Origin of the sequence: Collinsella aerofaciens, from assembly GCF_964283865.1 — a bacterium.
Classification (GTDB): domain Bacteria; phylum Actinomycetota; class Coriobacteriia; order Coriobacteriales; family Coriobacteriaceae; genus Collinsella.
Map to the genome: position 1 here is coordinate 143,866 of NZ_CAXYLS010000001.1, position 26,061 is coordinate 169,926.

30 protein-coding genes and 2 pseudogenes are annotated in these 26,061 nt (G+C 61.6%); 3 read left to right on the forward strand and 29 right to left on the reverse strand.

Annotated elements, in window-relative coordinates; all coding sequences use genetic code 11:
• Positions 1 to 3 precede the first annotated feature (3 nt).
• Entirely contained in the window at positions 4 to 1,083 is a 1,080-nt protein-coding gene (locus tag ACRX4W_RS00600) for a Gfo/Idh/MocA family protein (protein ID WP_118094692.1), read from the reverse strand.
• Between the two features lie 665 nt (positions 1,084 to 1,748).
• Between ACRX4W_RS00600 and ACRX4W_RS00605 the strand changes: the two genes are divergently transcribed.
• Complete coding sequence (locus tag ACRX4W_RS00605) at positions 1,749 to 1,985, forward strand: hypothetical protein (protein WP_117786163.1); 237 nt, start codon at positions 1,749 to 1,751, stop codon at positions 1,983 to 1,985.
• A 116-nt stretch (positions 1,986 to 2,101) separates the two neighbouring features.
• Here ACRX4W_RS00605 and ACRX4W_RS00610 read toward each other — a convergent pair whose 3' ends face one another.
• The 8 genes from ACRX4W_RS00610 to ACRX4W_RS00645 form a co-directional block, all read right to left on the reverse strand.
• Positions 2,102 to 2,986: an ROK family protein gene (locus tag ACRX4W_RS00610; protein WP_432298897.1), complete on the reverse strand. Its 885-nt coding sequence runs from the start codon at positions 2,984 to 2,986 to the stop codon at positions 2,102 to 2,104.
• A gap of 79 nt (positions 2,987 to 3,065) precedes the next feature.
• Positions 3,066 to 4,190 carry a glycoside hydrolase family 172 protein gene (locus ACRX4W_RS00615; RefSeq protein ID WP_172676343.1) on the reverse strand — a complete coding sequence of 375 codons (1,125 nt, stop codon included), beginning with the start codon at positions 4,188 to 4,190 and terminating at the stop codon, positions 3,066 to 3,068.
• Positions 4,191 to 4,202: 12 nt separating this feature from the next.
• Positions 4,203 to 4,601 carry a PTS sugar transporter subunit IIA gene (locus tag ACRX4W_RS00620; RefSeq protein ID WP_117629220.1) on the reverse strand — a complete coding sequence of 133 codons (399 nt, stop codon included), beginning with the start codon at positions 4,599 to 4,601 and terminating at the stop codon, positions 4,203 to 4,205.
• Positions 4,602 to 4,627: 26 nt separating this feature from the next.
• On the reverse strand, positions 4,628 to 5,461 hold the full coding sequence (locus ACRX4W_RS00625; RefSeq protein ID WP_117563754.1) for a PTS system mannose/fructose/sorbose family transporter subunit IID: 834 nt from the start codon (positions 5,459 to 5,461) through the stop codon (positions 4,628 to 4,630).
• A 2-nt stretch (positions 5,462 to 5,463) separates the two neighbouring features.
• The gene (locus ACRX4W_RS00630; RefSeq protein WP_117563755.1) at positions 5,464 to 6,249 is read right to left on the reverse strand and encodes a PTS mannose/fructose/sorbose/N-acetylgalactosamine transporter subunit IIC; all 786 of its coding nucleotides are present in this window, start codon (positions 6,247 to 6,249) and stop codon (positions 5,464 to 5,466) included.
• Positions 6,250 to 6,258: 9 nt separating this feature from the next.
• Complete coding sequence (locus ACRX4W_RS00635; RefSeq protein WP_432298898.1) at positions 6,259 to 6,732, reverse strand: PTS sugar transporter subunit IIB; 474 nt, start codon at positions 6,730 to 6,732, stop codon at positions 6,259 to 6,261.
• A 123-nt stretch (positions 6,733 to 6,855) separates the two neighbouring features.
• Positions 6,856 to 9,597, reverse strand: a complete 2,742-nt coding sequence (locus ACRX4W_RS00640; RefSeq protein WP_432298899.1) for a PRD domain-containing protein — start codon at positions 9,595 to 9,597, stop codon at positions 6,856 to 6,858.
• A gap of 226 nt (positions 9,598 to 9,823) precedes the next feature.
• Positions 9,824 to 10,141 (reverse strand): 5'-methylthioadenosine/S-adenosylhomocysteine nucleosidase, encoded by a 318-nt coding sequence (locus tag ACRX4W_RS00645; protein ID WP_158567707.1) that lies wholly within the window; start codon positions 10,139 to 10,141, stop codon positions 9,824 to 9,826.
• Between ACRX4W_RS00645 and ACRX4W_RS00650 the strand changes: the two are divergent.
• Both ACRX4W_RS00650 and ACRX4W_RS00655 read left to right on the forward strand, forming a co-directional pair.
• A pseudogene (locus ACRX4W_RS00650) lies at positions 10,098 to 10,205 on the forward strand (hypothetical protein); the annotation flags it as partial. The gene ACRX4W_RS00645 and the pseudogene ACRX4W_RS00650 overlap by 44 nt on opposite strands.
• A 292-nt stretch (positions 10,206 to 10,497) precedes the next feature.
• Positions 10,498 to 10,599: an IS3 family transposase gene (locus tag ACRX4W_RS00655; protein ID WP_231501554.1), complete on the forward strand. Its 102-nt coding sequence runs from the start codon at positions 10,498 to 10,500 to the stop codon at positions 10,597 to 10,599.
• A gap of 768 nt (positions 10,600 to 11,367) precedes the next feature.
• On the opposite strand, the gene rplX is transcribed toward ACRX4W_RS00655, so the two are convergent.
• The 20 genes and pseudogenes from rplX to fabF all read right to left on the reverse strand — a co-directional run bounded on the left by rplX (position 11,368) and on the right by fabF (position 26,055).
• Positions 11,368 to 11,673, reverse strand: coding sequence for a 50S ribosomal protein L24 (gene rplX / locus ACRX4W_RS00660; RefSeq protein WP_099432059.1), 306 nt, complete (start codon positions 11,671 to 11,673; stop codon positions 11,368 to 11,370).
• Between the two features lie 13 nt (positions 11,674 to 11,686).
• Positions 11,687 to 12,055 carry a 50S ribosomal protein L14 gene (rplN, locus tag ACRX4W_RS00665; protein ID WP_006235041.1) on the reverse strand — a complete coding sequence of 123 codons (369 nt, stop codon included), beginning with the start codon at positions 12,053 to 12,055 and terminating at the stop codon, positions 11,687 to 11,689.
• Between the two features lie 118 nt (positions 12,056 to 12,173).
• On the reverse strand, positions 12,174 to 12,434 hold the full coding sequence (rpsQ, locus tag ACRX4W_RS00670) for a 30S ribosomal protein S17 (protein ID WP_006235040.1): 261 nt from the start codon (positions 12,432 to 12,434) through the stop codon (positions 12,174 to 12,176).
• A 16-nt stretch (positions 12,435 to 12,450) separates the two neighbouring features.
• A complete protein-coding gene (rpmC, locus tag ACRX4W_RS00675; protein WP_006235039.1) occupies positions 12,451 to 12,666 on the reverse strand; it encodes a 50S ribosomal protein L29 in 216 nt (71 codons plus the stop codon).
• A gap of 86 nt (positions 12,667 to 12,752) precedes the next feature.
• Positions 12,753 to 13,169, reverse strand: a pseudogene (rplP, locus tag ACRX4W_RS00680) (50S ribosomal protein L16); the annotation flags it as partial.
• Positions 13,169 to 13,879, reverse strand: coding sequence for a 30S ribosomal protein S3 (gene rpsC, locus ACRX4W_RS00685; protein WP_006235037.1), 711 nt, complete (start codon positions 13,877 to 13,879; stop codon positions 13,169 to 13,171). The pseudogene rplP and the gene rpsC, both read right to left, overlap by 1 nt.
• 6 nt (positions 13,880 to 13,885) lie before the next feature.
• On the reverse strand, positions 13,886 to 14,257 hold the full coding sequence (rplV, locus tag ACRX4W_RS00690) for a 50S ribosomal protein L22 (RefSeq protein ID WP_006235036.1): 372 nt from the start codon (positions 14,255 to 14,257) through the stop codon (positions 13,886 to 13,888).
• Positions 14,258 to 14,271: 14 nt separating this feature from the next.
• Positions 14,272 to 14,532, reverse strand: a complete 261-nt coding sequence (gene rpsS, locus ACRX4W_RS00695) for a 30S ribosomal protein S19 (protein ID WP_006235035.1) — start codon at positions 14,530 to 14,532, stop codon at positions 14,272 to 14,274.
• Between the two features lie 32 nt (positions 14,533 to 14,564).
• Positions 14,565 to 15,395, reverse strand: coding sequence for a 50S ribosomal protein L2 (rplB, locus tag ACRX4W_RS00700; protein ID WP_055250219.1), 831 nt, complete (start codon positions 15,393 to 15,395; stop codon positions 14,565 to 14,567).
• A 179-nt stretch (positions 15,396 to 15,574) separates the two neighbouring features.
• Positions 15,575 to 15,862, reverse strand: coding sequence for a 50S ribosomal protein L23 (gene rplW, locus ACRX4W_RS00705; protein ID WP_022094197.1), 288 nt, complete (start codon positions 15,860 to 15,862; stop codon positions 15,575 to 15,577).
• Positions 15,863 to 16,489, reverse strand: a complete 627-nt coding sequence (gene rplD / locus ACRX4W_RS00710) for a 50S ribosomal protein L4 (protein ID WP_006235032.1) — start codon at positions 16,487 to 16,489, stop codon at positions 15,863 to 15,865.
• A gap of 46 nt (positions 16,490 to 16,535) precedes the next feature.
• Positions 16,536 to 17,156 (reverse strand): 50S ribosomal protein L3, encoded by a 621-nt coding sequence (gene rplC, locus ACRX4W_RS00715; RefSeq protein WP_035137484.1) that lies wholly within the window; start codon positions 17,154 to 17,156, stop codon positions 16,536 to 16,538.
• Positions 17,157 to 17,605: 449 nt separating this feature from the next.
• On the reverse strand, positions 17,606 to 18,232 hold the full coding sequence (locus ACRX4W_RS00720; protein WP_432298900.1) for a histidine phosphatase family protein: 627 nt from the start codon (positions 18,230 to 18,232) through the stop codon (positions 17,606 to 17,608).
• Positions 18,233 to 18,271: 39 nt separating this feature from the next.
• Positions 18,272 to 19,426: a cation diffusion facilitator family transporter gene (locus ACRX4W_RS00725; protein WP_117799715.1), complete on the reverse strand. Its 1,155-nt coding sequence runs from the start codon at positions 19,424 to 19,426 to the stop codon at positions 18,272 to 18,274.
• Between the two features lie 149 nt (positions 19,427 to 19,575).
• Positions 19,576 to 20,790, reverse strand: a complete 1,215-nt coding sequence (locus ACRX4W_RS00730; RefSeq protein WP_432298901.1) for a PTS sugar transporter subunit IIC — start codon at positions 20,788 to 20,790, stop codon at positions 19,576 to 19,578.
• 40 nt (positions 20,791 to 20,830) lie between these two features.
• Positions 20,831 to 22,549 (reverse strand): acetyl-CoA carboxylase, carboxyltransferase subunit beta, encoded by a 1,719-nt coding sequence (accD, locus tag ACRX4W_RS00735; protein WP_432298902.1) that lies wholly within the window; start codon positions 22,547 to 22,549, stop codon positions 20,831 to 20,833.
• Positions 22,542 to 23,885 (reverse strand): acetyl-CoA carboxylase biotin carboxylase subunit, encoded by a 1,344-nt coding sequence (locus tag ACRX4W_RS00740; protein ID WP_432298903.1) that lies wholly within the window; start codon positions 23,883 to 23,885, stop codon positions 22,542 to 22,544. The genes accD and ACRX4W_RS00740 overlap by 8 nt, the downstream gene beginning before the upstream one ends.
• 10 nt (positions 23,886 to 23,895) lie before the next feature.
• On the reverse strand, positions 23,896 to 24,318 hold the full coding sequence (gene fabZ, locus ACRX4W_RS00745) for a 3-hydroxyacyl-ACP dehydratase FabZ (protein WP_432298904.1): 423 nt from the start codon (positions 24,316 to 24,318) through the stop codon (positions 23,896 to 23,898).
• A 9-nt stretch (positions 24,319 to 24,327) separates the two neighbouring features.
• Positions 24,328 to 24,804: an acetyl-CoA carboxylase biotin carboxyl carrier protein gene (gene accB, locus ACRX4W_RS00750; protein ID WP_432298905.1), complete on the reverse strand. Its 477-nt coding sequence runs from the start codon at positions 24,802 to 24,804 to the stop codon at positions 24,328 to 24,330.
• A gap of 3 nt (positions 24,805 to 24,807) precedes the next feature.
• A complete protein-coding gene (fabF, locus tag ACRX4W_RS00755; RefSeq protein WP_432298906.1) occupies positions 24,808 to 26,055 on the reverse strand; it encodes a beta-ketoacyl-ACP synthase II in 1,248 nt (415 codons plus the stop codon).
• Positions 26,056 to 26,061: the final 6 nt, after the last annotated feature.

The window sequence follows — 26,061 nt, forward strand, 5'->3', positions numbered from 1 at the left end:
CGCTTACTCCTCCTCGGGGTAGACGACTCCCCAATCGGCACGGAGCTTGGTCATCAGCTCCATAACATCAGAAGCATAATCCAGAAGCTCACGCTTGGAATCATCGCCGGCAACGGCCTTCTCGAGGTCAGCCATCTCGTAGCACAGCGCGTAGGCCTCGGTGCCGGCGTGGACCTCCTCACGGTGACCGTCTGCAGTCCACACGATGATCGCATGGTCGGCACGCGGATACTCGTTGACCTCGATATAGCACTTGTCAAAGCTGATGACCGAGCGCTTGGGCTGCTTCGAGTGGAGCGTAAGGCTCACGACGCCCAGCTGCTGCTCGGCGTTTCGGCAGACAATGCCGCCCGCGACGTCAACGCCAGTCTCACAGGTGTTGCCCAGAGACACGACCTCAGCGGGCTGGCTTGCCATAAAGAGGCGCATGACCGAAAGGGCATAGACGCCGATGTCGAGCATGGCGCCGCCGGCAAGGCTGCGGTTGTAGAAGCGGTTGGTCAGGTCGCCGTACTCCTTATAGCTGCCAAAGTTGAGCTGGGCGAGGTTCATGTGGCCAAAGTCGCCCGCATCCATGCGACGGCGCAGCTCCTGATACAGCGGCATGTGGAGCACCGTGGTGGCATCCATAAGGACCACGTTGTGCTCGTCGGCGATGGCGCGGGCCTCGTCGAGCTCGGCAGAGTTGAGGGTAATGGCCTTCTCGCAGAGCACGTGCTTGCCGGCGGCCAGCGCGGCACGCAGATAGGTGATATGCGTGTTGTGCGGCGTGGTGATATAGACAGCGTCGATGTCCGGATCGGCGTAGAGGTCTTCGACCGTGTCATAGACCTTCTCGATGCCATACTGCTCGGCAAAAGTCTGAGCCTTGGACAGCGTGCGGTTGGCGACGCCCGCGAGCTTGCGGCCGGCAAGAGCGAGGGACTGGGCCATCTGGTTGGCGATAACGCCGCACCCGATCACGGCCCAGCGGAGCTCGGGAGCCGTAAAGATGTCGTTAGGGAACGGCTTGTCCTGGACCGAAGCGAATGCTGCTTTGGCGGCTGCCGCGGCGTCGAGTGGAGCCTGCTTGGAATCTGCCATATGTGCCTCCTAGGTCATGGAGCGTCTAACATTTCTGCCGTCTCTATATTCGCACAAATTAGCGCGTATGTGCGTACTTTTGCGTATATAACCGCTAAATGGTCAAAATACAGCCGCAGACGGCGCTTATACACGCATAGCCACGCAATCCTACGCACACAAATACGCACAAATGCGCACTAATCATTACTCAGAGACGGGGAATTCTGCTTAGAACTCGAAAGACAGGATGATCCGCTTCGCCTCGTCGCTCATGGCGCGCTGCAGCTCTAAGGACCGTCCCAAACTGCCGACAGAAAAGGAACGTCCCAAACTGCAGACAGAAAAAGAACGTCCCCAGGCGCCGGCATTTCAAGAGCACTCATTTAAGTCTGTCCCCAATAAGTGCAATCACTCATGTAAGTCTGTCCCCAATGAGTGGGAGCAATCAGAGACTCTTTGCGAGGGAGGCCGGACGTGGCCTTCCTCGTTTTTATTCATGGACTTTAGTCCGTGCCGCACGGCACGCGCGGCATAGAAAGCCACCCGCTCAGCGGGTGGAGGCCAATTTCCGCTACGCGACAAAAACCTTCCCCCTAGCATGAGGATTGTTCAGGTCATCATGCTAGGGGGAAGGTGATTGCTGTGGCCCAGAAAGCCAACAGCCTCGCGCACACGAAATGGCTGTGCAAGCACCGCATCGCACCGAGATCAAGCTCATCGCCGCCATCGTCGAGAAGCACCCCAAGGTGCGCTTTGCCGCGAGCTGCACCTCGGCCCACGCCGACCTCTACGACCGCATGGAGCAGGCCCTGTGCGAGCGCGTGGCCAACGCGGTGGAGGTCGTCCGCTCCGACATCAGCCCCGCGTTTCTTGTCCACACCGGTCCAAACCTCGTGGGTGTGGCGGTCCAGGGACTCTAGCGGAGGCGGGGCGTCCTGCCCCAAAAACAAATGCAAAAGACGAGCGCTTCTTGCCGCTCAATTGGCAAGAAGCGCTCGTCTTTTCTTAACGCGTTGTATGGCGGAGAGAGCGCAAGTTACGCGAGCGCCCTTCTTGCCAGCTCGGCCGCGCCGAGGATTCCTTGGTCGCCGCCGCAGCCCGGGGCGCAGATGTAGCTCTCCATGTCCTTAAGCTCGGCGGTCTGGATGTAGCCACCCAGATATTCGAGGGTCTTCTTGCGGACGATGCCGTAGAGCTGCTCCTGGTGCATCACGCCGCCGCCGAGGACGATGCGGCGAGGCGAGTACATGAGCACGAGGTTCGCGCACATCTGCCCCAGATAATCCCCCTCGAGCGCCCACACCTCATCGTTGTCCGCGAGCTCGGCCGCGGGCTTTCCCCAGCGCGCGGCGATGGCGGGGCCGGAGGCGAGGCCCTCGAGACAGTTCGCGTGGCTCGGGCAGACGCAGCGTCCCTCCTCGGTGGGACGGGTCCTTACCAGCATGTGGCCGGCCTCGGGGTGCAGCATGCCGTGAAGGAGCCTGCCCGCGCACATGACGCCCGCGCCCACACCGGTGCCGATGGTCACGTAGACGGCGTCCTCGAGCCCCTTGCAGCAGCCGAAGACCACTTCGCCGAGGCAGGCAACGTTCACGTCCGTGTCGTAGGCCACCGGAATCCCGAGGGCGTCGGCGAACGCGGCGCGAAGACCATAGCCTCGCCACGCGAGCTTGGGGGTCTGCAGGATGGAGCCGTAGCGCTCGTCGGCGGGGTCGACGCAGGTCGGGCCGAAGGCGCCGATGCCCAACGCGTCCACATCGCGGGCGGCGAACCACTCGATCATCTGCGGGACGGTCTCGGCGGGCGCAAGCGTCGGGGTCTCCATACGGTCGAGGACCTCGCCGTCGCCGGACACCACGGCACAGACCATCTTGGTCCCGCCGGCCTCGAGGGCGCCGAGCCTAATTTGCTTTTCGCTCATGTGATCCTCCTTGCAAAGGGGCGCCCGTAGCCATGGTCAACCGCGGGCGCCCATAACGTTGGCATGTTTCGAGGCGACCCTACCTGGGCACGCGGTCCTGCCTTGCGGCAAACGGGGCGAGCACGGCGTGCGGCTCGCTTTGGTACCAGTAGGCGACGGTGGAGATGTCGTCCTCGCGCTCGTAGAGCTTGATGTCGTCGTTGCCGAGGTCCTGGAATGTCACGCGCAGGTCCTCCTTGAACGAGATCGGGTCGGGAAGGTGCCACCTGTAGAGACCGTGCCTGGGCAGCGCGTCGTCGTTGGTCGCGAGCATCGGGTTCGGGTTCGGCTTGCCCGCGCTGAAGCGGTCGCGCGTGGCGTCGCGCGTCGAGCGGTACGGGTAGCCGGCGAACAGCGTGTTGAAGCACTGCGCCTCGGGCAGCGCGTGGGGCGGCCTGTCGAGAAAGGCCCAGGCACCGCCGAAGTAGTCCTCGGCTCCCGTCGAGGTGACCGTGGGGAACTCCTCGTCGCCGTCGAGGAAGAACTTCATCTCGCCCTCGCCCCACCAATAGCGCTCCAGGGCGCACAGGGCCATGTAGGTGCCGACGTAGTAGCCCTTGCCGCGCACGCCGTCGAGCACGGTGTAGTCGACGCCCCTGCGGGTGCTGCGCTCGCGGTTAAAGCGAGCGTGGAAGTACATGGCGTCGTCCGGCACGTCGGTGAGCGCGTAGTTGAACGTGTAGAAGATGTACTTAATGAACCCGGGGTGCTCGCTCGTAAGCGTGACCTTGGCGTGCTTCCTGAAGGGCATCTCGAAGTAGCAGTTCATGCCGCCCGTCGGGTTCACGCAGATGGGCATTGAGTTGACAATGGCGCGCTCACCGAAGCCGTTACAGAAGAAGTCGCCGACAGGGCACTCGACCGAGGGGGTCTCCTCGTCGTCCCAGTAGAAGCGCAGCACGAGGTCGCGCATGACGAAGCTGCCGGCGGCGGTCTTGTCGGGGACGGTCATCCAGATGTGGCGGATGATGCCGGGGCCCTCGATGTCCGCGAGCGTGATGGTCTCGCCGGACTCAAGGGGCACGCAGCACGAGCCCTTGCGGCCGACGCCGAGGTGGCTGGCCGACATGGCGGCGCGGCCCTTCTCGCCCGTGATGTTCTCGGGGGTGATGGCGCGGCTTTCCTCACCGCCGTGCATCCACACGTCCTTAAGGAACTCTCTCATCGTCGACCTCCTCTATTCGTCGTCGTCGCACTCGGCAGAACTGACACCGTTCACGTAGATGATCTGCTGGCGCGCCTCGTTGACGAGGGCATCGAAGTCGAGCTTCTCGTCGGGGCGCGCGAGCGCGACCGTCATGGCGAGCGGGAGGTTGACACCCGCGATCACGTGGATCCGGTCGGAGGCGAAGCGGGAGAAGCGCTGGTTCACGCTGCCGCCGAACGCGTCGGTAAGGACGACGACCTCGTCAGTGCCCGAAAGAGCCGCCTCGACCGCCGCGTCGAGCCCCTCGCCGTTGTCGTTCACGTAGGCGCACACGGCGTTGACGGCGTCGCCCTTACCCGTAAGGAACTCGAGGGTGTCCTTGAAGCCCTGGGCGAGAAGGGAATGGCTCGCCACAACTATCTTTCTCATTGATTCACCAATCTCTTGGGTCGAAGCTAAGCGAGGATGCCGGCGGCGGAGGCGACCATCGCGAGGACAATCACCACGAGGATGAGGGCCGTCATGCTCGCGTTCTTCTTGGTAAGAAGGTAATACGCGCTTCCCGTGATGGCGGCGGGGATCATGGCAGGCAGGATCTTGTCGAGCAGCGGCTGGATCTCCATCGCGACGTCGCCGAAGCTGAAGCTAATCGGGCAGGTGACGCCGATGACCGAGGCGATGAGGCAGCCGACCACGGTGAGGCCGAGCACGGAGGCGGCGGCAGTGAGGTTGGGAAGCTTCTCGCTGAAGTCGGTGACGAGCTTCACGCCCTGCTTGTAGCCGAACTCGAGGGCGTGCATGCGGACCCAGAAGATGGCCAGGATGAGCGCGAACCAGATGCCGGCTCCCACGGGGTTGCCCTCGATGGCCATGTAGGCGGCGATGGAGCCCATGATGGTCGGGATCATGGTCATGAGCAGGGAGTCGCCGACGCCGGCGAGCGGTCCCATGGTGCCGATCTTCAGGTCTTGGACGGCGTCCGCCGCCGCTAGGCCGTCGCGCTCCTCCATGGCCACGCAGGCGCCAAGGATGATGGCGGCGAGCCAAGGCTGGGTGTTGTAGTAGCGGAAGTGGTTGTTGAGCGCTTGCTTATAGTCCTCGTCGTTCGTGTAGATCTTCCTCAGGACCGGCGAGAGGGCGTAGGCGACTGAGGCGCCCTGCTGGGTCTGGTAGTTGAAGGTGCACACGCTCATGAGCCAGCGCCAGTTCGCGTTGCGCAGGTCCTTCTTGGTGACCTTGTAGCCGGAGGGCTTGCCCTTGGCGACGGCGGTGATGTTCTCGTTTTCCATGGTTACTCATCCTCTCCGATGAAGGCGTCTGCGGAAGCGTGGGCGGCGAGCTCGGTGTCCCTCTCGGCGCGCTGGTAGAACGCGATCGCGAGGGCAAAGCCGACGATGGCGGCGCCGATGATGGGCACGTTCAGGAAGGCCGAGAGGAAGAAGCCGGCGAGCAGGTACTGGAAGTACTTGCCGGTGGGCATGTAACGCAGCAGCATCGCGATTCCGACGGCCGGGAGCATCTTGCCGGCGAGGGTGAGGCCGGAAAGGAACCACTGGGGCATAACCTCGAGGAGCCAGTTGACGGCGGGCTGGCCGAGGGTCACGGAGACAAAGACGGGCAGGGCGGCGCACAGGCCGAAGAGCACGGGGCAGACCCACAGGATGGCGTTCATCTGCTTGAACTTGCCCTCGTCGCAGAACTTCTGGGACTTCTCGACGACGAAGCCGTTGAGGATCTTGACGATGACGTCGAGCTGGATGCCGAGCATGCCGACCGGCAGGCCGATGGCGAGGCCCGTGTCCGCGCCCAGGGTCACGCCGTAGGCTGTGGCGATGATGGCCATCGTGCCGTAGTCGGGAATCGACGAGCCGCCGAAGCCCGCGACGCCGAGCTGCATGAGCTGGATGGTGCCGCCGATGACGAGGCCGGTCTGCCAGTCGCCCATGACGACACCGGTGATAAGGCCCCAGAAGACGGCATAGTTGACGAAGATCATCGGGATGCCGTAGTAGTCCACGTGCTTGATGAAGGCCAGCAGGGTCAAAAGGACGACCTGCAGGATAGTGAAGTTGACCATGATCCCTCCTTAGATGAGGTCGGCGACGGAGACGGGCTTGTCGGCGGGCACGAACTGTGCCGTCACCTTGACGCCGCGGGCGATGAGCGCCTTGTAGCTCTGGACGTTCTCGGCGGAGGCATAGGCGCGCTGGGTGAGCTGGACGCCGCCCTCCTTGACAAGAGAGCCGCCGACGATCAGCGACGGGAGCTCGATGCCCGACTCGACCAGGTGAAGGATCGTCTCGGGCTCCTTGGCGATGACAAAGACCTTCTCGCGGTCGTACTTGCCCGCCGCGAAGTTCTTGAGCGCGGTCTGCTCGGAGATGATCGAGACGGCCATGCCCGCGGGGCGCGCCATCCTCATGGTGGACTTCAGGACCTCGTCGCCGGCGACCTTGTCGTCGATGGCCATGACTCGGGTCGCGCCCGACACCGGGGCCCACTGCGTCACGATGATGCCGTGAAGCAGGCGATTGTCGATTCGTGCCATAACAACACTCATGTTTGCTCCTATCAAATGAAGTTTTACGTTCGGTACTGCCTCGGCGCTATCCGGATTCGCGCCGGGCAAGGGGTTATCGGATTATTGAGGACGCGCGGTCAGCTCGCGGCGGCGCGGGGAAGGTCACTCGTCGAGCAGGAGGTCCGAGGAGCCGAGGCGCTCTTCTCGCGCCGGGGCGGCGCTCACGCTTATGTAGTCGAAGACATATGCGATCTCGCTTACGGGAACCTCTACGCGATAGCGCGTCGAGATACTCGAGAAGCTCTGCCTGAAGGACTCGATGAAATCGGCGCGTTCCTCCTCGAAGCGGTCCTGGCCAACGTAGGTCTCAATGGGGTTTCTGGTAACAAGGCGCTCGACGAGACAGCAGAGGTGGACGTAGAGCCCAATGATGGCGTTGCTGCCGATCTTCTCGCCTGTCCTGCGCTGAAGCTCGTGCACGGCGCTCTCGATCTCGTGGAATAGCCGCTCCGGGTCGAGGATGGTGATGGAGCGGATGACGTTCTGCAGCGTCATGTTCGAGAGCAACTTCTCGTGGAAAGAAGAGAGCTCGGAAGCGTCAAGCCACCTGCCGAACACGGCATCAACCTTAGAGGCGGACGCCGTCGACATGATGTCCTCGAGGGCGACGAAGGGAACGGAGGCGACCCCGGGGTCTCCCGTGCCGATGACGGCGCAGACGCGGTGCTCGGAGAAAACGGCGTCGTTCGACCCGTTCGCGACGAGCTGCTTGAAGGGCCTCGTGAGCAGGCGCGCGCCTATGGTGCGCGGGAGGCTCTGCGAGACGAGCTGGCGTATCCTTTCCGCGGCGTCGACCCCAGACTCGGAGCAGAAGACGATGGCGTCCTCACGGTTGACGCGCTCGATCACCTTGCAGTGCGTCACGCACGCGGCGGTCGCGTCGCCAAGAACCTCGGCGATGGACTTGCCGCCGAGCAGCCCAACCCCGATCTCGAGCGCAAGACCGGTAGAGACGTTGTTCACCACGCCGATAGTGGAGTCGGTAACGTGTTCGAGGGCCTTATAGGCCTCCTCCAAGGAGCCCATGTCGACGAGGAACACGACCCCGGTGCAGTAGGAATGGCGGTCGACGAGGCGCTGGAGCGGACCGACGATGTCCTTCAGCTGCTGGTCGTAGGGCATGTCGACCGCCTCGTACACATGCATGCCGAGCATACGGTTCGCCGCGTCGGCGATGCTCGTCGCCGTTGAGTAGCCGTGGGACAAGATGACGCAGAGCGTCCGAAGGGCCTTCGCATCGCGAGACTCCGATGCGACACACAGCGTCAGAAGCGTCTTCGTGAAGTGATCGAGCGAGATTCCAAGCGCCCCTTCCACGTCTGCGGCGACCTGATCGGAGACACTCGAGGCAAACGGCAATTCGGAGGTCACGGCACCGAGGAGATGGGAGATTTGCTCCGCACAGGCAGACTTTCGCTTAGCCAGGCCGATGCCCGGCCACAACTGCAGGCAAATCTCCTGGGCCAGTAGAAAAGCGACCTTCCTCGAAAGCTCGATGCCATAAGAAGAGCCTGCGTCGGCAAGGACCGCGCCCACGACGCGCTCGAAGGCGCGCGACCTCGAGGAGGTAACGCCGCGGCCGAAGATCAAGTGATCCTCAACGCCGCGCGCAGCGGAGACAGCTTGCGAGACGAGCTCGGAGACAGAAAGCTCCCCGGCGCAGAATCGCTCATCGAGGGAGCACAGGGCATCGAGCGCCTGCTCGACCGGCCCTGTGCTCTCGGCGGCATCCAGAGACGCGTCGATCAGAACGCCATCGTCGGGCTGTTGATCGATCTGCGCGGAGGAGAGGAGCCCACTGGGAAGAAGATACGGGCGAACGACGACGTAGTCGCCCTCGCGATTGAGGAACGCTTTGGCGCAGCAGTTCGTCACGCAGGCGCGCAAGCCGGCGATGTTATCGGAAAAGTCCGCGTTCACGAGGCAACGGTATGCGCCGCGGCTGATCTTCACATCAGAACCGATTCGGCACCCCTCGCTGCGTAGGAAGCTCAAGATGAGATCCTCGCGCTCCTCGGGGGTCCGCTCCTTGAGTGAGGGGACGCGGGCACAGATGGGCATTTTGCTGTAGGCCGAGGAAACCTTCAGGTCATCGGCGGAAAGCGTCGTCGAAAGAACGAGGCGAGCGCGCGGCGCATCCTGGGAGGCATCGAGCCCGAGAGCCGTCGCAAGGCAGTGCTCCATCGCAGAGGGAGAGAGTGTCTCGATGCCGTTGACAAAGACCACACCCCCGTGCGATTTCGCGATCGACTCGTCAAGAAGCCCGTTGAACGAGGCGGCGTCCGGGACCCCGGCACAGTCGATGCGCACATAGGAGGAGTCGCGGGACAGCAAGCCCTGGTTCTTGCCGTACTCGTACACAAGGCGAGAAAGGAAAGACTTACCGACACCCACGCCGCCGCTCAAGAGGATGGGCAGGCCAAACGGAGGGTACTGAACCGCAGCCTTGCACTGCTCGACAACGGAGCTGAGGCTCAGGTCGAAGCCCACGGCACGCGCGAAGTCGCGGTGATCGGCGATTCCCGTCGCCTGGATGAGGTCGGCGAGCGAGGCGTACTCGCTTGTAGAGAGCTTTACCTGAAAACGCTTCTGGAACGCGCGGCGATGAAAATAACGGACAGGCCTGCCCGCCACCTTAACCACAAGGCCGGCGCGAACAAGGTCGTTGAGGTACTGGCTCGCCAGGCTCCTGGAGATGATGAGCGTCTCGGCGATGTCGGAGGTGGACAGACGGGCAAGGTCGTCGAGCGAGACGGCAGAGGTGAGGGCCTCGAGATGCTCGAGAATCCTGTCCCTCATGTCGACGGGCTTCTTTGCCAAGCTGTCCTGTGCGGTCTTGTCCATGACTTCTTACCTCCTTGTACAAGGAGTATAAGGGGAACACAGAGAACGGAAGGGGGCGCGTGGGGGAATCAACAGCCCCGAGGAGAAGTTCACCACTTGAGGGGCAGAAAACAACGGCCATTGAACATTCAGGGCCGACGCTCAACACTTCGGCTCGACACTTCGCTTTGGAAAGGGCCCTGCGCGCCGGGGTCCCAACATAAAGAAGGGCCCCGGTGCACAGGGTCTAAAGCTTAACCATGCGCTCGGCGATGCGGGCGCAGTCGCAGGCGGCCTTCTTCTCGAAGGTGTTGTAGTCGACGACCTGGCCCTCGGCGCAGGGCTTGTCGCTGATAGCGCGCACGACGACGAGGGGCACGCCGTTGAGATAGGCGGCCTGCGCGATGGTGCAGCCCTCCATCTCGCAGCACAGGTCGCCGAAGGTCGCGAGGATGTGCTCCTTCTGTCCCGCGGGCGAGACGAACTGGTCGCCGGAGACGACACGGCCCTTGAGGACCTTAATGTCGGGGGCGACGGCGGCCGCGGCGGCGCACGCCGCCAGCAAGGGCCGGAACGGATCGCGCAAGATCAAGGCGTCGCCCGGGAGGTCGGGCGTTACCGTCAGCCGGCGCCGCGTCTGCCGCATCATGAGGGAGAACGGCCTGGCCGGCGCATACGGCAGGAAGAGGTTCAAGGTGCACCCCGGGACGGTCAACGAGGCCGACGTGCCCAACGTCGTCGCGCGCGGCTTCGGCGGCAGGGCGCCGTGCACCCATATAAGCAGCGACTTGGCCTGCGTGCGCGTCGGGGCGTCATGGAACTACGTCTGCCTGCTCATCGACCTCTGCAACGGGGAGATCGTCGGCCACTCCGAAGGACTGAGGAGGGACGCGCGAGCTCCGAGCCAAGCTCTTGGATTACGTGCACTGGTACAACAACTTCAGGATCCACTCGACGCTGGGCTACATGTCGCCGGTCGAGTTCAGGGAGGCGGGGCCGTCCCTCCCGGAATCGTCCAAATAAGTGTTGCCAATCCATAGCCAATCCAGCCATCATCTCCGCGAAGGCGGACGTCAGGAAAAGCTCGGCTTGAGCTCGGTCGGACGCGGTCTGTGGGGCATCATTCAGGCTCAGGGGGTCTCCTTGTCTTCTTCGGTCGCAACCTGAATAATAGGGACGGCCCCTTCTCTCTTTCCCTTTCGTTTTCGACGCGTCACCCTCTCGGCGGGCTTAAGGCCCGCGCTCGCGGGTGCAGGGGCTACGCCCAAACCCCAAAAACGTAACGCCGTGCTCGAAGCGTTTCCGGACGTCAGCGTAATCTCAAATCCCGTTCGTCAACTCATGGGCAAGCCACCTGAGACTACTCATTTCTCCTACTGGCAATGAAGACCTGCGACCTGCAGTTTTGCAAACTGCTTGAAAGCCGCCTGCGTTGATTCACTTCCTATTGCAGCTGGCGGCTTGCACGCGAAAAGGCATTTAAGTTTCAAAACGGGCGTTTTCGGCGCTATCGAGCCTCCAAAGGCATCCCGCCGCGCCCTTTGGGACAAAAACAAAAACTCAAAGCCCTGAATTCGAAAATAGTTTTTGGAGTTGTCCCGACTTTTGTCCCCGAAGCCGACGAAACGCGACAGGGTGTCACCTGGCGGCACTCGATTCGAGACGGCACCGAAAAGTGGGGCAACCGGAATGACGGGACGGCAGAACCGAATCCATCGAGTGGGGATAGAAAAAGGCCCGGGTGCCGTGGGGCATCCGGGCCTTTGCTAGCAACTTGATGTTGCGGGCAGCTTAGAACTTGTGGCCGCACTTCTTGCAGACGCGCAGCTTGTTCTTGCCGTCCTTCTCGTGACCGACGCGGGTAACCTTACCGCACTCGGGGCAAACGAGATTGACGTTGGAGGCGTCGATGGGAGCCTCCTGCGAAACGATGCCGCCCTGCTGGTTGGCAGCGTTGGGCTTGACGGCCTTCTTGACGACCGAAACGCCCTCGACAACGACCTTGTTCTCAGCGGGGAGAGCACGCAGGATAACACCCTGCTTGCCGCGATCCTTACCAGAGAGAACCTGGACCTTATCGCCCTTCTTGATATACATATATCTCCCCTAACTACAGGGTCTCGGGAGCGAGCGAGACGATCTTCATGTACTTCTTGTCACGAAGCTCGCGAGCGACGGGCCCGAAGATACGGGTGCCGACGGGCGAACCATCGTTGTTGATGACAACGCAGGCGTTCTCATCAAAGCGAATGTAGGAGCCATCCTTGCGGCGGATCTCCTTAACGGTGCGAACGACGACGCAACGGACAACGTCCTTCTTCTTGACGTTGGCACCAGGGGTAGCCTCCTGGACAGCACCGATGAACACATCGCCGATGCCTGCATAACGACGCTTGGAACCGCCAAGCACCTTGATGCAGCGAATCTTGCGAGCGCCGGAGTTGTCGGCGACGTTCAGCATGGTTTGCATCTGAATCATGGTAGATGTTCCTCCGAACTAAGAACCGAAGAGAGGTGCGCAGCCTTTATGCGGCCCGTGGTATGCAAGCCAGGCATACGCACATCTTCGGAAACGTACAAGTCGTAAGAGCGACTGCTTATTTAGCGCGCTCGACGACCTCGATGAGGCGCCAACGCTTCATCTTGGACATAGGACGGGTCTCCATAACGCGGACGGTATCGCCCACGCCAGCCGTGCACTCCTCGTCGTGAGCGTGCAGCTTCTTGGAGCTGGTCATCATCTTGCCGTACTTGGGGTGACGCTTGCGCTCGGTGATGGTGACAACGATGGTCTTGGCACCGGAGACGGAGGTAACGACACCCGTACGGACCTTACGCGAGTTACGCGAATCAGTCATGTTCTCTCCTTAGGTCCTACTCGGCGACAGCGGACTTCTCCGCTGCGATCTCGCGGGCGCGCTGCTCCGTGAGGACGCGAGCGATGTCCTTCTTCACGGTGTTGACGCGAGCGGTGTTGTCCAGCTGGCTGGTGGCCATCTGGAAACGAAGGTTAAAGAGCTCGGCGCGCATTTCCTTCAGCTTCTCAACGAGCTGAGCGTCCGAGAGCTCACGAATCTCTGCGGGCTTCATTAGTTCTCCTCCTTGGCGGCGGCGGCGTCCTCAGCAGCCCACTTGGCCTCGAGAGCGGCCTCCTCAGCCATCTCCTTCTCGATGCGCTGCTCAGCGTTCTTAGCAGCAACAATCTTGGTCTTGATGGGAAGCTTGTGCTGTGCAAGACGCAGAGCCTCGCGAGCGACCTCCTCGGGCACGCCCTTGACCTCGAACATGATGCGGCCGGGCTTGACGACGGCCACCCACTCCTCGGGGTTACCCTTACCAGAACCCATGCGAGTCTCGGCAGGCTTCTTGGTGATGGGCTTATCGGGGAAGATCGTGATGTAGACACGACCGCCACGCTTCATGTAGCGGGTCATGGCAATACGAGCGGCCTCGATCTGACGGTTGGTGATCCAATGGGCCTCGAGAGCCTGGATACCAAACTCGCCGAAATGCAGCTCGGTATTACCCTTGGCCTGGCCCTTCATGGAGCCACGCTGCACCTTGCGGTGAAGAATACGCTTAGGGGCAAGCACTACTGACCCCTCCTCTCGGAGTTACGACGACGAGGACGGGAAGAGCCCTCGAGTGCAGGGTTGGGAACAGGCTGGCCCGGGAGCTTCTCGCCCAGGTAGATCCAGACCTTCACGCCGCAAGCGCCCATGGTGGTGCTGGCGACAGCCGTGCCGTAGTCGATCTTGGCACGGAGGGTGTGCAGAGGCACGCGACCCTCACGGTACCACTCACGACGGCCCATCTCGGCACCGCCGAGACGACCGGAGCACTGGATACGGATGCCCTTAGCGCCGGCCTTGCGGGCGGACTGGACAGCCTTGCGCATAGCGCGACGGAAGGCAACGCGGCCCTCGAGCTGCTCGGCGATAGACTGAGCAACGAGGTTGGCGTCGAGCTCGGGGCGCTTGATCTCGACAACGTCGACGGAGAGCTGGCCCTTGGAGACGCCAGCGACCTTCTCGAGCTCAGTGCGGAGGGTATCGATCTCGGCACCCTTCTTACCGATGACAACGCCGGGGCGAGCGGTGAGGATGATGACCTTCACCTTGTCGCCAGCGCGCTCGATCTCGACGCGGGAGACAGCTGCGCGGGAAAGACGCTTCTCGAGGTACTTGCGGATCTCGAGATCGTTACCGAGGGTCTTAGCGTAATCCTTCTCTGCGAACCAGCGGGAGCGCCAGTTCTCGGTGATGCCAAGACGGAAGCCGGTGGGGTAGACTTTCTGACCCATACAGCTTTACGCCTCCTTTCGAGGAGCAACGACGACGGTGATGTGGGAAGTACGCTTCAGAATGCGAGAAGCGGAACCCTTGGCGCGGGGACGGATGCGCTTAAGCGTCGGACCCTCGTCAACATAGGCAGCGGCGACAACCAGGTTGTCGGCACGCAGACCGTTGTTGTTCTCGGCGTTCGCAACGGCGGAACGGAGAACCTTCTCGACATCCACGGCGACGGCGCGGTCGCAGAAGTGGAGGATGTCGAAGGCCTGAGCGACAGGCTTGCGGCGGATCAGATCGACCACCAGGCGGGCCTTGCTGGGGGAAACACGCACGTACTTAGCGACGGCGCGAACCTCGGTGGCCTCAGTTTCAATAGACTTAGTTGCCATTTACGGTTAACCCCCTATTTGGCCTTGTGGCCACGGAACGTACGAGTCGGCGCGAACTCGCCGAGCTTGTGACCAACCATGGACTCGGTAACATACACGGGCACATGCTTGCGGCCGTCGTGGACGGCGATGGTGTGACCAACCATCTCGGGGAAGATGGTGGACGCGCGAGACCAGGTCTTCACGACGTCCTTCTTGCCAGCCTCGTTCATCGCGGTGATACGCGAGAGAAGGCGAGTCTCCACGAACGGGCCCTTTTTGAGACTTCTGCTCATAAGTGCTTTCTCCTAAAACTCGGTATCCGAAATTACTTCTTACGGCGACGAATGATGTGCTGGTTCGAGACCTTCTTCTTCTTGCGCGTACGAAGGCCCTTCGTCGGCTTACCCCAGGGGGTAACAGAGGGACGACCAGAGGTGTGGTTCTTGCCCTCGCCACCGCCGTGCGGGTGGTCGACAGGGTTCATGACGGTACCGCGGACGGTCGGGCGCACGTTCATGTGACGCTTACGGCCGGCCTTGCCGATGACGATGTTGGCGTGATCGGCGTTGCCGACCTCACCGACGGTGGCGCGGCAGGTAACGAGGATGCGGCGCATCTCGGAGGAAGGCATACGGACGATAGCGTACTTGCCCTCCTTACCCATCAGCTGGCAGGAGTTACCGGCGGAACGAGCGATAGCGGCGCCCTTGCCCGGCTGGAACTCGACGGCGTGGATGAGCGTACCGACGGGGATGTCGGCGAGGGGCAGAGCGTTGCCCGGCTTGATGTCGGCGTCAGAACCGGACATGATGGTCTGACCGACCTCGAGGCCCTTGGGGGCCAGGATGTAGCGCTTCTCACCGTCAGCGTAGTGCAGCAGAGCGATGCGAGCGGAACGGTTCGGATCGTACTCGATCGTGGCAACCTTGGCGGGCACGCCGTCCTTGTTGCGCTTGAAGTCGATCACGCGGTAACGACGCTTCACGCCGCCGCCCTGGTGGCGGGTGGTGATGCGGCCGTTGTTGTTACGACCGGCCTTCTTGGGCAGGGGCTCGAGAAGAGACTTCTCGGGCTTGGTGCAGGTGATCTCGGAGAAATCGGAGATCGTCTGCCAACGCCTACCAGCGGAGGTCGGCTTAAGGTGCTTTACAGCCATTACAATCCCTTTCAATAGGAATCCGTTAGCCATCGCAGACAGGGATTCGAGGTTCTGCCTCGGGTGCGATGACACCGGACGTATACACGGTTCCGGGCGTGTCCATTTTATACGCCCAAAACCTTGAGCTCCCGCCTCCCCTATTTGGGAGGCATGAGCTCACTCAACAGCAGCGAGTCTTAGGCCTGGTTGCCAAAGACCTCGATGGTGTCGCCCTCGGCCAGCGTGACGATGGCCTTCTTCCAAGAACGGGTCTTGCCGGCGACATAGCGCACGCGCTTGGTCTTGGGCTTGACCGTCAGGGTGTTCACGCGAACGACCTTGACGCCGAAAATCTCCTCGACAGCGTCCTTGATCTGATACTTGTTAGCATCCTTGGCGACCTCGAACGTGTACTTGTTCAGCTCCATGCCGGAGAAGGAACGCTCGGACACGATCGGACGGATGATGATCTCGTGGGCGGTCATTTATGCAAGCACCTCCCCGAAGTGAGCGGCGATGTCGGCGGGCATCAGCACAGCGTTGTTGTTGACGAGATCGTAGGTGTTGGCCTCGTCGGCAGTGATGATGAACGTCTTGGGAATGTTGCGGAACGACAGGTAGGCGTTGACGTCCTCATCGCGAACGATGATGGTCAGACGCTTGCCCTCAAGGCCGAGAGCCTTGAGCATGGCGACGGCAGCCTTGGTGGAAGGCTTCTCGAAGCCGTAGTCGTCGACGAGCACGAGCTCGCCATCGGCCAGCTTGGCGGACAGCGCGGAGCGCATAGCCAGCTTGACCTCCTTGTTGTTCATACGCTTAGCGTAGGAACGGGGCTTGGGGGCGAAGACAACGCCACCGTGACGCCACTGGGCAGCACGGATGGAACCCTGGCGGGCACGGCCGGTGCCCTTCTGACGCCAAGGCTTCTTGCCGCCACCGGAAACCTCAGAGCGGCCCTTAGCGGACTGGGTGCCCTGACGCCAAGAGGCCATCTGGCACTTGACGATGTGGTGCATAACGTGGATGTTCGGCTCGATGCCGTACACCTCAGCGGCGAGCTCGGCCTCGGCGACCTTCTTGCCCTCGCTGTTCTTTACTTCAAACTTTGCCATTTAAGTGTTCTCCTTGGTATGACGCTGGGCTAAATGGGCTGGGCCCTTAGGCCATACGGATGGCGACGAGACCATTCTTGGCACCCGGGACAGCGCCCTTGACCAAGATGAGGTTCTGCTCGGCATCGATGCGGACAACGGAAAGGTTCTTGACGGTAACGCGCTCGTTACCCATGTGACCGGCCATCTTGACGCCCTTGAGGACGCGCGCAGGATAGGCGCACTGACCGATAGAACCGGGGTGACGCTGGAAGTGAGAACCATGCGTCATAGGACCGCGGCGCTGACCCCAGCGCTTGATGCGACCCTGGAAGCCCTTACCCTTGGAGGTACCGATGACGTCGACCTTCTCGACATCAGCGAAATCAGCGACGGTGACGACCTCGCCGACCTTGTGCTCCTCGCCGTTCTCGACACGGACCTCACGAAGGAAGCGGACAGGCTCGACGCCAGCCTTGGCGAAGTGACCAGCCATGGGCTTGTTCACGTTCTTGGCCTTGATGTCGCCGAAACCGATCTGGACGGCGTCATAGCCGTCGGTTGCCTGAGTTTTAACCTGCGAGACAGCGCAGGGGCCAGCCTGGATGACCGTGACGGGAACGACGTTATCGTCCTCGTCCCAAACCTGGGTCATGCCAATCTTGCGGCCGAGAATCATGCTGATCAAGATATGATCCCAACTCTCGCGTGGTCTTGGGACAATGCGTACACCACCGAGCGTACGCCCCTAGAGGACCACTACTTACACGACGTGCTCCCCAGTCTTGTATTACGCCCGGACTACCTGACAACCCTATTAAGCAGGCATTTTGTCCAGTCAGAATACTCCCCTGGTTTCACACAGCTGTTTAGTATACACGGCTGCGGGCGTATCCATCGAGATTCATATTTCACTCACATTGTTCACGCAGGTAAAGTGCGTGGATGGCTCCCGAGCACGGCGGAGGGCCGGAGAAATATATTAAGGTCCCTGCTCTACAGTCCTGCGCAAGACGGAGAGCACATTAAGTGCTCTCCTTTGCGTGCGGAACTCGCGATGACCTTAATATATTTCTCCGGCCCTCCGCCGTGCTCGGGAGACGACACGTTGATGTCTGCTTAACTCTGCTCGCTCAGCTAATTACTTTGTTGGGGGTCCACTATTTGCTGGAGGGTGAACTTACATTGCATTGGCTCGCCTTCTGCTTGTAGCTTTGCCTCATCGAAATCGAAAATCATGATGGCGCAGTTGGGGAGTTTTGCTGGGAGCTCGAAGCCCTCTGGAGCTGCAGCCTTGATGAATTGGCGGCTGGCGCTGCCGTGGCTTACTGCTAGGAGGGTTTCGATGCCCTCGGAGTCCATGAGATTGGTGAGGGTGCCTACCATGCGCTCTTGCAGCGCGCGGCTTCCTTCTCCTCCGAAGGGGACCAGATCCTCGCCGGGATCCCAGACGTCGGTAGGTAGCGCGTCGTGCGGGCCCTCTTCGAAGGAGCCGTAGCTGCGCTCGATGATGCCTTCGCAGGGCTCGACTGCGGCGTCCGGACCGAGGAGTTCGTATGCGACGAGACTTGCCGTGTTCATGGCTCGGCCTAAGGGTGATGAGACCACTTTGTCGGGGACGACGCCGTGGGCTTTGAGCCATGCGGCTGCCATTCCCGCTTGTTTGCGGCCCAGGTCGGTCAGCGGTGAATCGCAGCGGCCCTGGACCAGCTTTTTGACGTTGAATTCTGTCTGGCCGTGGCGGAGTAGATATAGCTTCTTCATGCTCTCCCCTTCTGCATCATTTGCTTTATCGGCTCGGCCCTACTCGTGGGTATGCCCTACGTAGTCTTCGTCGATCGTAATCTTGGCAATCGACTTGGGATATTCCGATTCGACCCGTTGTACCAGCGCGTGCTTTACGTCTTCGGCACTCATCTGCAGATCCGAGGGACGCACGCAGTCAAAAATCACGTTGGTGTGCGTGGGGCCCGGCACGCAGCGCAAATCATGAATCGAAAGGCGGCTATCGATCTCTTGAGCCATAGCGTTGATGCGCAAGCGCATGCTCGCCACCTTTGGATCGTCGGTCACGATGGGGTCGTAGTGAAGTGTGACAATCATGCCGTCTTCGTTCCTAAACGACTGCTCGATGTTATCGAGCGTGTCGTGACTTTCCAGCGGGCTTGCCTCGGCTGCCATCTCAGCGTGAGCGCTTGCGAACTTCCTGCCCGGGCCGTAGTCGTGAACCATCAGATCGTGAACGCCCAAAACGCCGGGGTAGCTCATGATCTTGTCTCGAATGTGCTTGACCAGCTTAGGATCGGGCGTCTGGCCCAAAAGCGGGCTCACCGTATCCTGGATGAGTTCAAAACCGCTCCAGCCAATATAGGCGCCAACGGCAAGGCCGACCCATGCGTCAAGATTGATGTGCGTCACCTGTGAAACAATTGCGCACACCAGCACAGCGCCTGTGGCAAGGACATCGTTCTTGGAATCCTGCGCGGTCGCATGCAGCGTCTCGGACTCAATGCGATCGCCGAGCTTTTGGTTGAGGGCCGCCATCCAGAGTTTTACGACCATCGAAAGCACTAGAACCGCCACCAGGGCAAGCGAGAACTCGACAGGCTCGGGGTTGACAATTCGCTCCACCGACGACTTCACCAGCTCAACGCCAATCAGCAGCACGAGCGCCGCCACGACTAGACCCGAGAGGTACTCGTAGCGACCGTGGCCGTAAGGATGCTCGGGGTCGGCGGGCTTACTCGCCAGCTTAAAGCCAAGCACGCTCACGATGTTTGAGCTGGCGTCGGACAGGTTGTTCATGGCGTCTGCCACAATCGAAACCGACCCCGACAGCACGCCAATTGCGCCCTTTGCAGCGCAAAGTGCCACATTGGCGATAATGCACACCACGCCCGCCAACGTGCCCACGCGCGCACGGTCACCCTGTGCGCGCTTAACAATCCACTCGACCATCTACATCCGCCCCCACGGTACTACCTATATATCTATTGCTCAAACGGATTGTAGTGTAGCCACTTTGTCCTCCAGATACAAAAAGGCCGCGCCCACACGGGCCACGGCCTTGGAATGTGACATGCGGGACTGCCCCTTTGTCAATCGATTTATGCGCTTGCCTCGGCCACGCTCTTCGAGGTTTCGGGCGAATCGGCTTCGTCTTCTGCCACCTGCCCCTTCGCCGGCACCACGCCAAAGCAGTAGCTCAGCGCCGCAGACACCGCAAATGCCACACCGCCGGCAACGCAGCACCACACCAGGTTCGAAAAACCACCTGTGGCAAAGCCAATGACCATGAGGACATTCGTCATGCCGATGGTATAGGCCGTAACGTGGCCCACGGCCGCAACAAGGCCTCCGACGGCGCCGCCAATGGCCATGCACGTCAGGCACCTGCCATATTTAAAGCCGCAACCGTACAGCGCCGGCTCGCTTACGCCGCCAAGAACACCCGAGATTGAATAGCCCAGCATGAGCGCCTTCTCGTCCTTATCCGCAACGCGAAGCGACGCGCCAAAAGGCATGCCCCAAACGGCGAACGTCGCCATCGTCGCGGCAATCAGGATGCACGAATCCGTTCCCACACTCATAAACTGCGCGTACGCAAGCGATAGGACAACGTTGCTGATACCCGCGATCTTAAGAAACTCCCAACCCGCGGCAAGCCCCATGAGCGTGAGCAGCGACACGATGGCACCGGAATTGCCAAGCATAAACATAAGCTGGCCCAACAGCATGCCCAGATAGCTGCCCGCCGGCGCCGTGATACACAACGAAACCGGAACCATGACAAGCATGGTCGCAAACGGAACGAACGAAAACGCCACGGCCTGAGGGATAATGCGCGAAAAGAAACACTCCACTCGCCATAGCACGGGCACCGAGATGAGAACCGGAATAACAGTCGTCGTGTAATCGTTGGCCGGCGCGGGAAGCAGACCATACACGGAAGTCATCGATGCCCCCGTCGTCGATGCGGCATCGACGAGCTTAAGCAGATCAGGCGCAATCAATACGCCGCCCAGCATCATGCCCAGCTGCTCCGAGCAACCGAGCTGGCGGGCGGCCGCCCAACCAAGATAAATGGGCAAAAAGTAGTAGCCGGCGTTATAGAGCCAACTGTAGAACAGGCGATAGATTTCGGAATCGGCAGACCACAGGCCCAGCATGCCTTCGCCCATAATGACGGCGACGGTGCGGAACAACGCCGCGCAGACAATAAACGGCAGCGCCGACATCATGCTTTTGGACAGATAGTCCACCACGGCCATGGCGTTTGATGAGACCGTCGTTGTGAACGAGGTGTTAGTAACTTGTGACATGGAACGCCTTTCCCAATGTGACATGCGGACTGCCCCTTTGTCACATCGTGCGGTACCGACCGATTGCGCGGTACTTTTCGTAGCGGAGGTTTGTGAGGGCCGCGTCGTCGAGCTGCCCAAGCGTATCGAAGGCATCAAATGCCGAGGACATGACGGCACCGGCGATCTCCTCATGCGACAGGCCCCTATCGTCAACAATGCCGTCGATGATGCCGAGCGCCAGCAGATCGGGGGCTGTGAGCTTAAGCGCCTCGGCGGCCTCATTCGCGCGGTCGGTATCCTTCCACAGGATCGACGCACAGGCCTCGGGGCTCACGACCGAATAGGCCGAGCTCGAGAGCATCAGGATGCGGTCGGCCACGGATAGCGCCAGCGCGCCACCAGAGCCGCCCTCGCCTGTCACCACCGAGACAATCGGCGTCTTAAGGCCGCTCATCTCCATGAGATTCTGGGCAATCGCCTCGCCCTGGCCGCGCTCCTCGGCACCGATGCCGCAAAACGCACCCGAAGTATCGACCAGGCACAGAACCGGTCGACCAAACTTTTCGGCCTGGCGCATAAGGCGACGCGCTTTGCGGTAGCCCTCGGGATGTGCCATACCAAAGTTGCGACGCATGCGCTCTTTGGTCGTGGTGCCGCGCTCGATGGCGACGACCGTTACGGGGCATCCGTCTTTCCAGCCAATGCCAGCCACCACAGCAGCGTCGTCGCCAAAGTAGCGGTCGCCGTGCAGCTCCACAAATCCGTCCAGGCCCAGCGAGATCATCTCGCCTGCCGTGGCGCGATCTGCCGAGCGGGTCTGCCTGACAATCTCGAGCGCGGTTTTTGGCGCGGCCGAGCGCTTGAACAAGTGTCCCAACTTTTTGCCGCGGCGACCCGTATGCACGATCTCATGCGGTGCCCCCAGGCCGGGCGCGTGCCCTTCGTGCAGCGCCAGCAGCTCGCCTACCGTGAGCGCAATCTCGCCACGCGGAACAACGGCATCGCAAAAGCCGTGCTCCAGCAAAAACTCGGAGCGCTGGAATCCCTTGGGCAGGCGCTTGTGCATGTTCTGCTCGATCACGCGCGGGCCGGCAAATGCCGTCAGGGCATCGGGCTCGGCCAGGATAATGTCGCCCTCCATGGCAAAGCTCGCGGTTACGCCTCCGGTCGTGGGGTCGGTGAGCACCGTGATATACAGGCCGCCCACCTCGCTGTGGCGCCTAACTGCCGCAGAAATCTTGGCCATCTGCATAAGCGATGTCACGCCCTCTTGCATGCGCGCACCGCCCGAAACGGTAAAGCCGACAACTGGCAATCCCAGCTCGGTCGCATGCTCAAATGTGCGACAGATCTTCTCGCCCACCACGGAACCCATCGAGCCCATCATAAAGTTGGCATCCATAAAGAAGAGAGCTGTATCGCAACCGCAGATTTTGCCCCTGCCGCACACAACGGCATCGCGCTCGCCCGAACGCTCGCTCACGCTCTTGAGTTTGTCGGCATAACCGGGAAACGAGAGGAAGTCCTCCGACGCCAGATTAGCATCCCATTCCTCAAACGTGCCCTCGTCGACCGTCATGCGCATACGGTCGCGCCCGCTCACGCGAAAGTGCTTGCCGCAACGAGGGCAGACCTCGAGGTTGTCGTGCAGGCGCGCCTCATCGATCACACGGCGGCACTCCGGGCACTTGATAAACACGTGGCGCGCGGGAAACTCGGCGCACGACTCGGTCATCGGCCCCTCGAGGACGTTGACCGTCTTCGCTTTTCTATTCATCAGCATAGAGATGCCCCATCAGATCGGTGTGATACATGCCCGACAAGAACTCTTCGTTTGCCAGCACGTCGAGCTGAAGCTCGCTGTTTTCGCTCACGCCCTCGATCACGAGCTCGCCCAGGGCCGAGCGCATCTTGCGAATGGCGCCGTCACGCGTGGGCGCACACACGATGAGCTTGCCGAGCATGGAGTCGTAGTACGGCGGAACGTTTGCACCGGTGAACATGGCGGAATCCCAGCGCACGCGCGGACCACCCGGCACACGCAATGCGGTGACCGTTCCGCATGACGGCAGAAAGTCCGGCGTTTCGGCATTGATGCGGCACTCCATGGCGTGGTTGCGGACCGGTACGTCCTCCTGCTCAAAGGGCAGGGACTGGCCGGCGGCCACGCGCAGCTGCCACTTGACCAAGTCGGTATCGGTCACAAACTCCGTGACCGGATGCTCAACCTGCAGACGCGTGTTCATTTCCATAAAGTAGAAATTGCCGTCGTCCGAATACAGGAACTCGATGGTGCCGGCGCCCTCATAGCCAACGGCACGAGCCAGGTCGCGCGCGGCCTTGTGCATGCGCGCGCGAATGTCGTCGTGTCCGTCGAGGCACGGCGCGGGGCTCTCCTCGATCAGCTTTTGGTTGCGACGCTGTACCGAGCACTCGCGCTCGCCGAGCGAAAACACATGGCCCTGCTTATCGGCCATAATCTGCACCTCGACATGGTGCGCCGGCGCGACGAACTTCTCCATGTAGCACTCACCGTCGCCAAAAACGGCCTCGCCCTCGGCACGCGCCTCGATAAACGCTTTTGCCGCGTCTTCCACGCGCTCGACCTTGCGAATGCCGCGACCGCCGCCACCCGCACGCGCCTTGATGAGCACGGGGCAGCCGATGCGCTCGGCCTCGGCCGTCGCCTCCTCGGGGCTTTTGAGCAAATCGCAGCCCGGTACGATGGGCACGCCCGCCGCGGCAGCCGTTCGACGCGCGGCGTCCTTGTCGCCCATGCTGTCGATCACCTCGGCCGAAGGACCGACAAACGTCAGGCCATACTTGTCGCAGTCGCGCACGAAGCTCGCCTTCTCGGAGAAAAAGCCATACCCGGGATGAATTGCCTTGGCGCCCGACTTTACGGCACAGGTGAGCACGGCATCGTCGTTGAGGTAGCTCTCGGCAAGACGCGGGCCGCCGATGCAATACGCCTCGTCGGCAAGCTGCACGTGTAGCGCGTCCGCATCGGCCGTGGAATATACAGCGACGGTCTTGATGCCCATATCGCGGCACGCGCGGATAACACGGACCGCGACTTCGCCTCGATTGGCGATGAGCACTTTGTCGAACATGAAGACTTCCCTACTTTTCGTGCATGAGTGCAAAAGACATATCGGCACGGCAGCAAACCTCACCGTTGACGCTCGCAGTACCCGTCGCAAAGCGGAACGGTCCGCGCGCACGCGTGATGGTGCACACCAGATCAACCGTGTCGCCCGGGCGCACCGGACGCTTAAAGCGCACCTTATCGAGACTCGTATAGAACGGCGTCGCGCCGCGTGCCTCCTCATCGCCCATCAGCAGCACGCAGCAGTTCTGGGCGAGCATCTCGCACTGAATCACGCCGGGGACGACCGGGTTTCCCGGAAAATGCCCCTGCAAAAAGTACTCGTCGCCCGTGATCGTGATCTTGCCGTGGGCCTCGTCGCCCACCAGCTCGGCCTCGTCGAGCAAAAGCATCGGTTCGCGATGCGGCAACAGTTCTTTAAGCTCTTCTTTGTTCATGGATATCACCTATCCGATCCTCATAAGGCAACTGCCGAACTCCACGAGGTCGCCGTCGGCCACGCAGATCTCGAGCACCTCGCCGTCTGCCTCGGCCGTTACCTCGTTGAGAACCTTCATGGCCTCGATGATGCAGAGGGTCTCACCGGCCTTGACCTTGGAGCCCACGTGCACAAACGGCTCGTCGCCCGGCGCCGGGGCAGCATAGAAAACGCCGACCATGGGAGCGGTCACCTCGGTGCCCTTGGGCTCCGGTGCGGCGGCAGGCGCCTGCGCGGCGGGCTCCGGCGCGGCGGCAGGCATGGCGACAGGAGCCACCGCCGGAGCAGTCACGGCACCCGGCATAGGCATGGGCATGGCAACCGGCTGCGCCGCACTCGCGCGCTCGAGTTCGACCGCGGTGCCATCGGGCTCCTCAACGCGTACACGCGTGAGGCCGCGGTCCTCCATAACATCGGCTATCTCGGCAAGTCTTTTGGAATCCATGCTCTAGCTCCTCGTATATCTACGCAGCGCGATGGCGGCGTTGTGTCCGCCAAAGCCCAGATTGGTCGAAAGCGCCCAGGTAAGGTCGGCGCGAACCGCGCGATCGGGCGTGTAGTCAAGATCGCAGGCGGGATCGGGTGTGTGGTAGTTAATGGTCGGCGGCACCACGCCCTGCTCGAGCGCCATGGCGCAGGCCATGACCTCGATGGCACCCGTGGCACCGATCATGTGACCGGTCATCGACTTGGTCGACGAGACATATGCGGCGCGCGCCGCGTCCTCGCCGAGTGCTCGCTTGATGCCCGCCGTCTCGGACGAATCGTTGAGCTTGGTCGAGGTGCCGTGAGCGTTGATGTAGAGGCCCTCGGAAGGCTTAACGTCGCCCTCGGCCACCGCCAGCGATATCGCACGGGCAATGCCGGCAGCCTCGGGATCGGGGCTCGTGATGTGATAGGCATCATCGGTGTTGCCGTAGCCCACGACCTCGGCGTAAATGTGCGCACCGCGCGCCTGCGCATGTTCCATGCTCTCGAGCACGAGCACGCAGGCGCCCTCGCCCATCACAAAGCCGTCGCGGTCTGCATCGAACGGACGGCAGGCCGTCGCGGGATCGGGGTTGGTGGTCAATGCGCGGCAGGACGTAAAGCCCGCAACGGCATCGGGGATAATTGCGGCCTCGGCGCCGCCCGCGAGGATCGCATCGGCATAGCCGTGCTTGATGGCGCGGAACGCCTCACCCACCGCATGGGCAGAAGTCGCGCAGGCAGTCACGACGGGTAGGGTCGGGCCCTTTGCCTTATGGCGAATCGCGATGTTGCCCGAAGCCATGTTGGGGATCATCATCGCAATCATATAGGGTGATGCACGGCGAGGCCCTCGATCGGCAATCGTGTGGACGTTGTCGACGAGTGTCTGCATGCCGCCCACGCCTGAACCCACGTAGACGCCCAGGCGCTCGCGATCGATGGCATCTTCGACATCAAGGCCCGCATCGTGCATGGCCTCGTCCGAAGCCGCCATCGCAAACTGAACGCAGGGGTCGAGGTGCTTGGCATCGTGCTTACCAAAGTACTCGTTGCCGTCAAAGCCCTTGACCTCGGCCGCCACCTTGACAGCAAACGCATCCGTATCGAAGTGCGTGATCGGGCCGATACCGCACGTGCCGGCGCACATAGCCGCCCAAGTGGCAAGCGCCGTGTTGCCGAGCGGCGATACGGCACCGATGCCGGTGATTGCAACTCTCTGTTCCATCTTGGC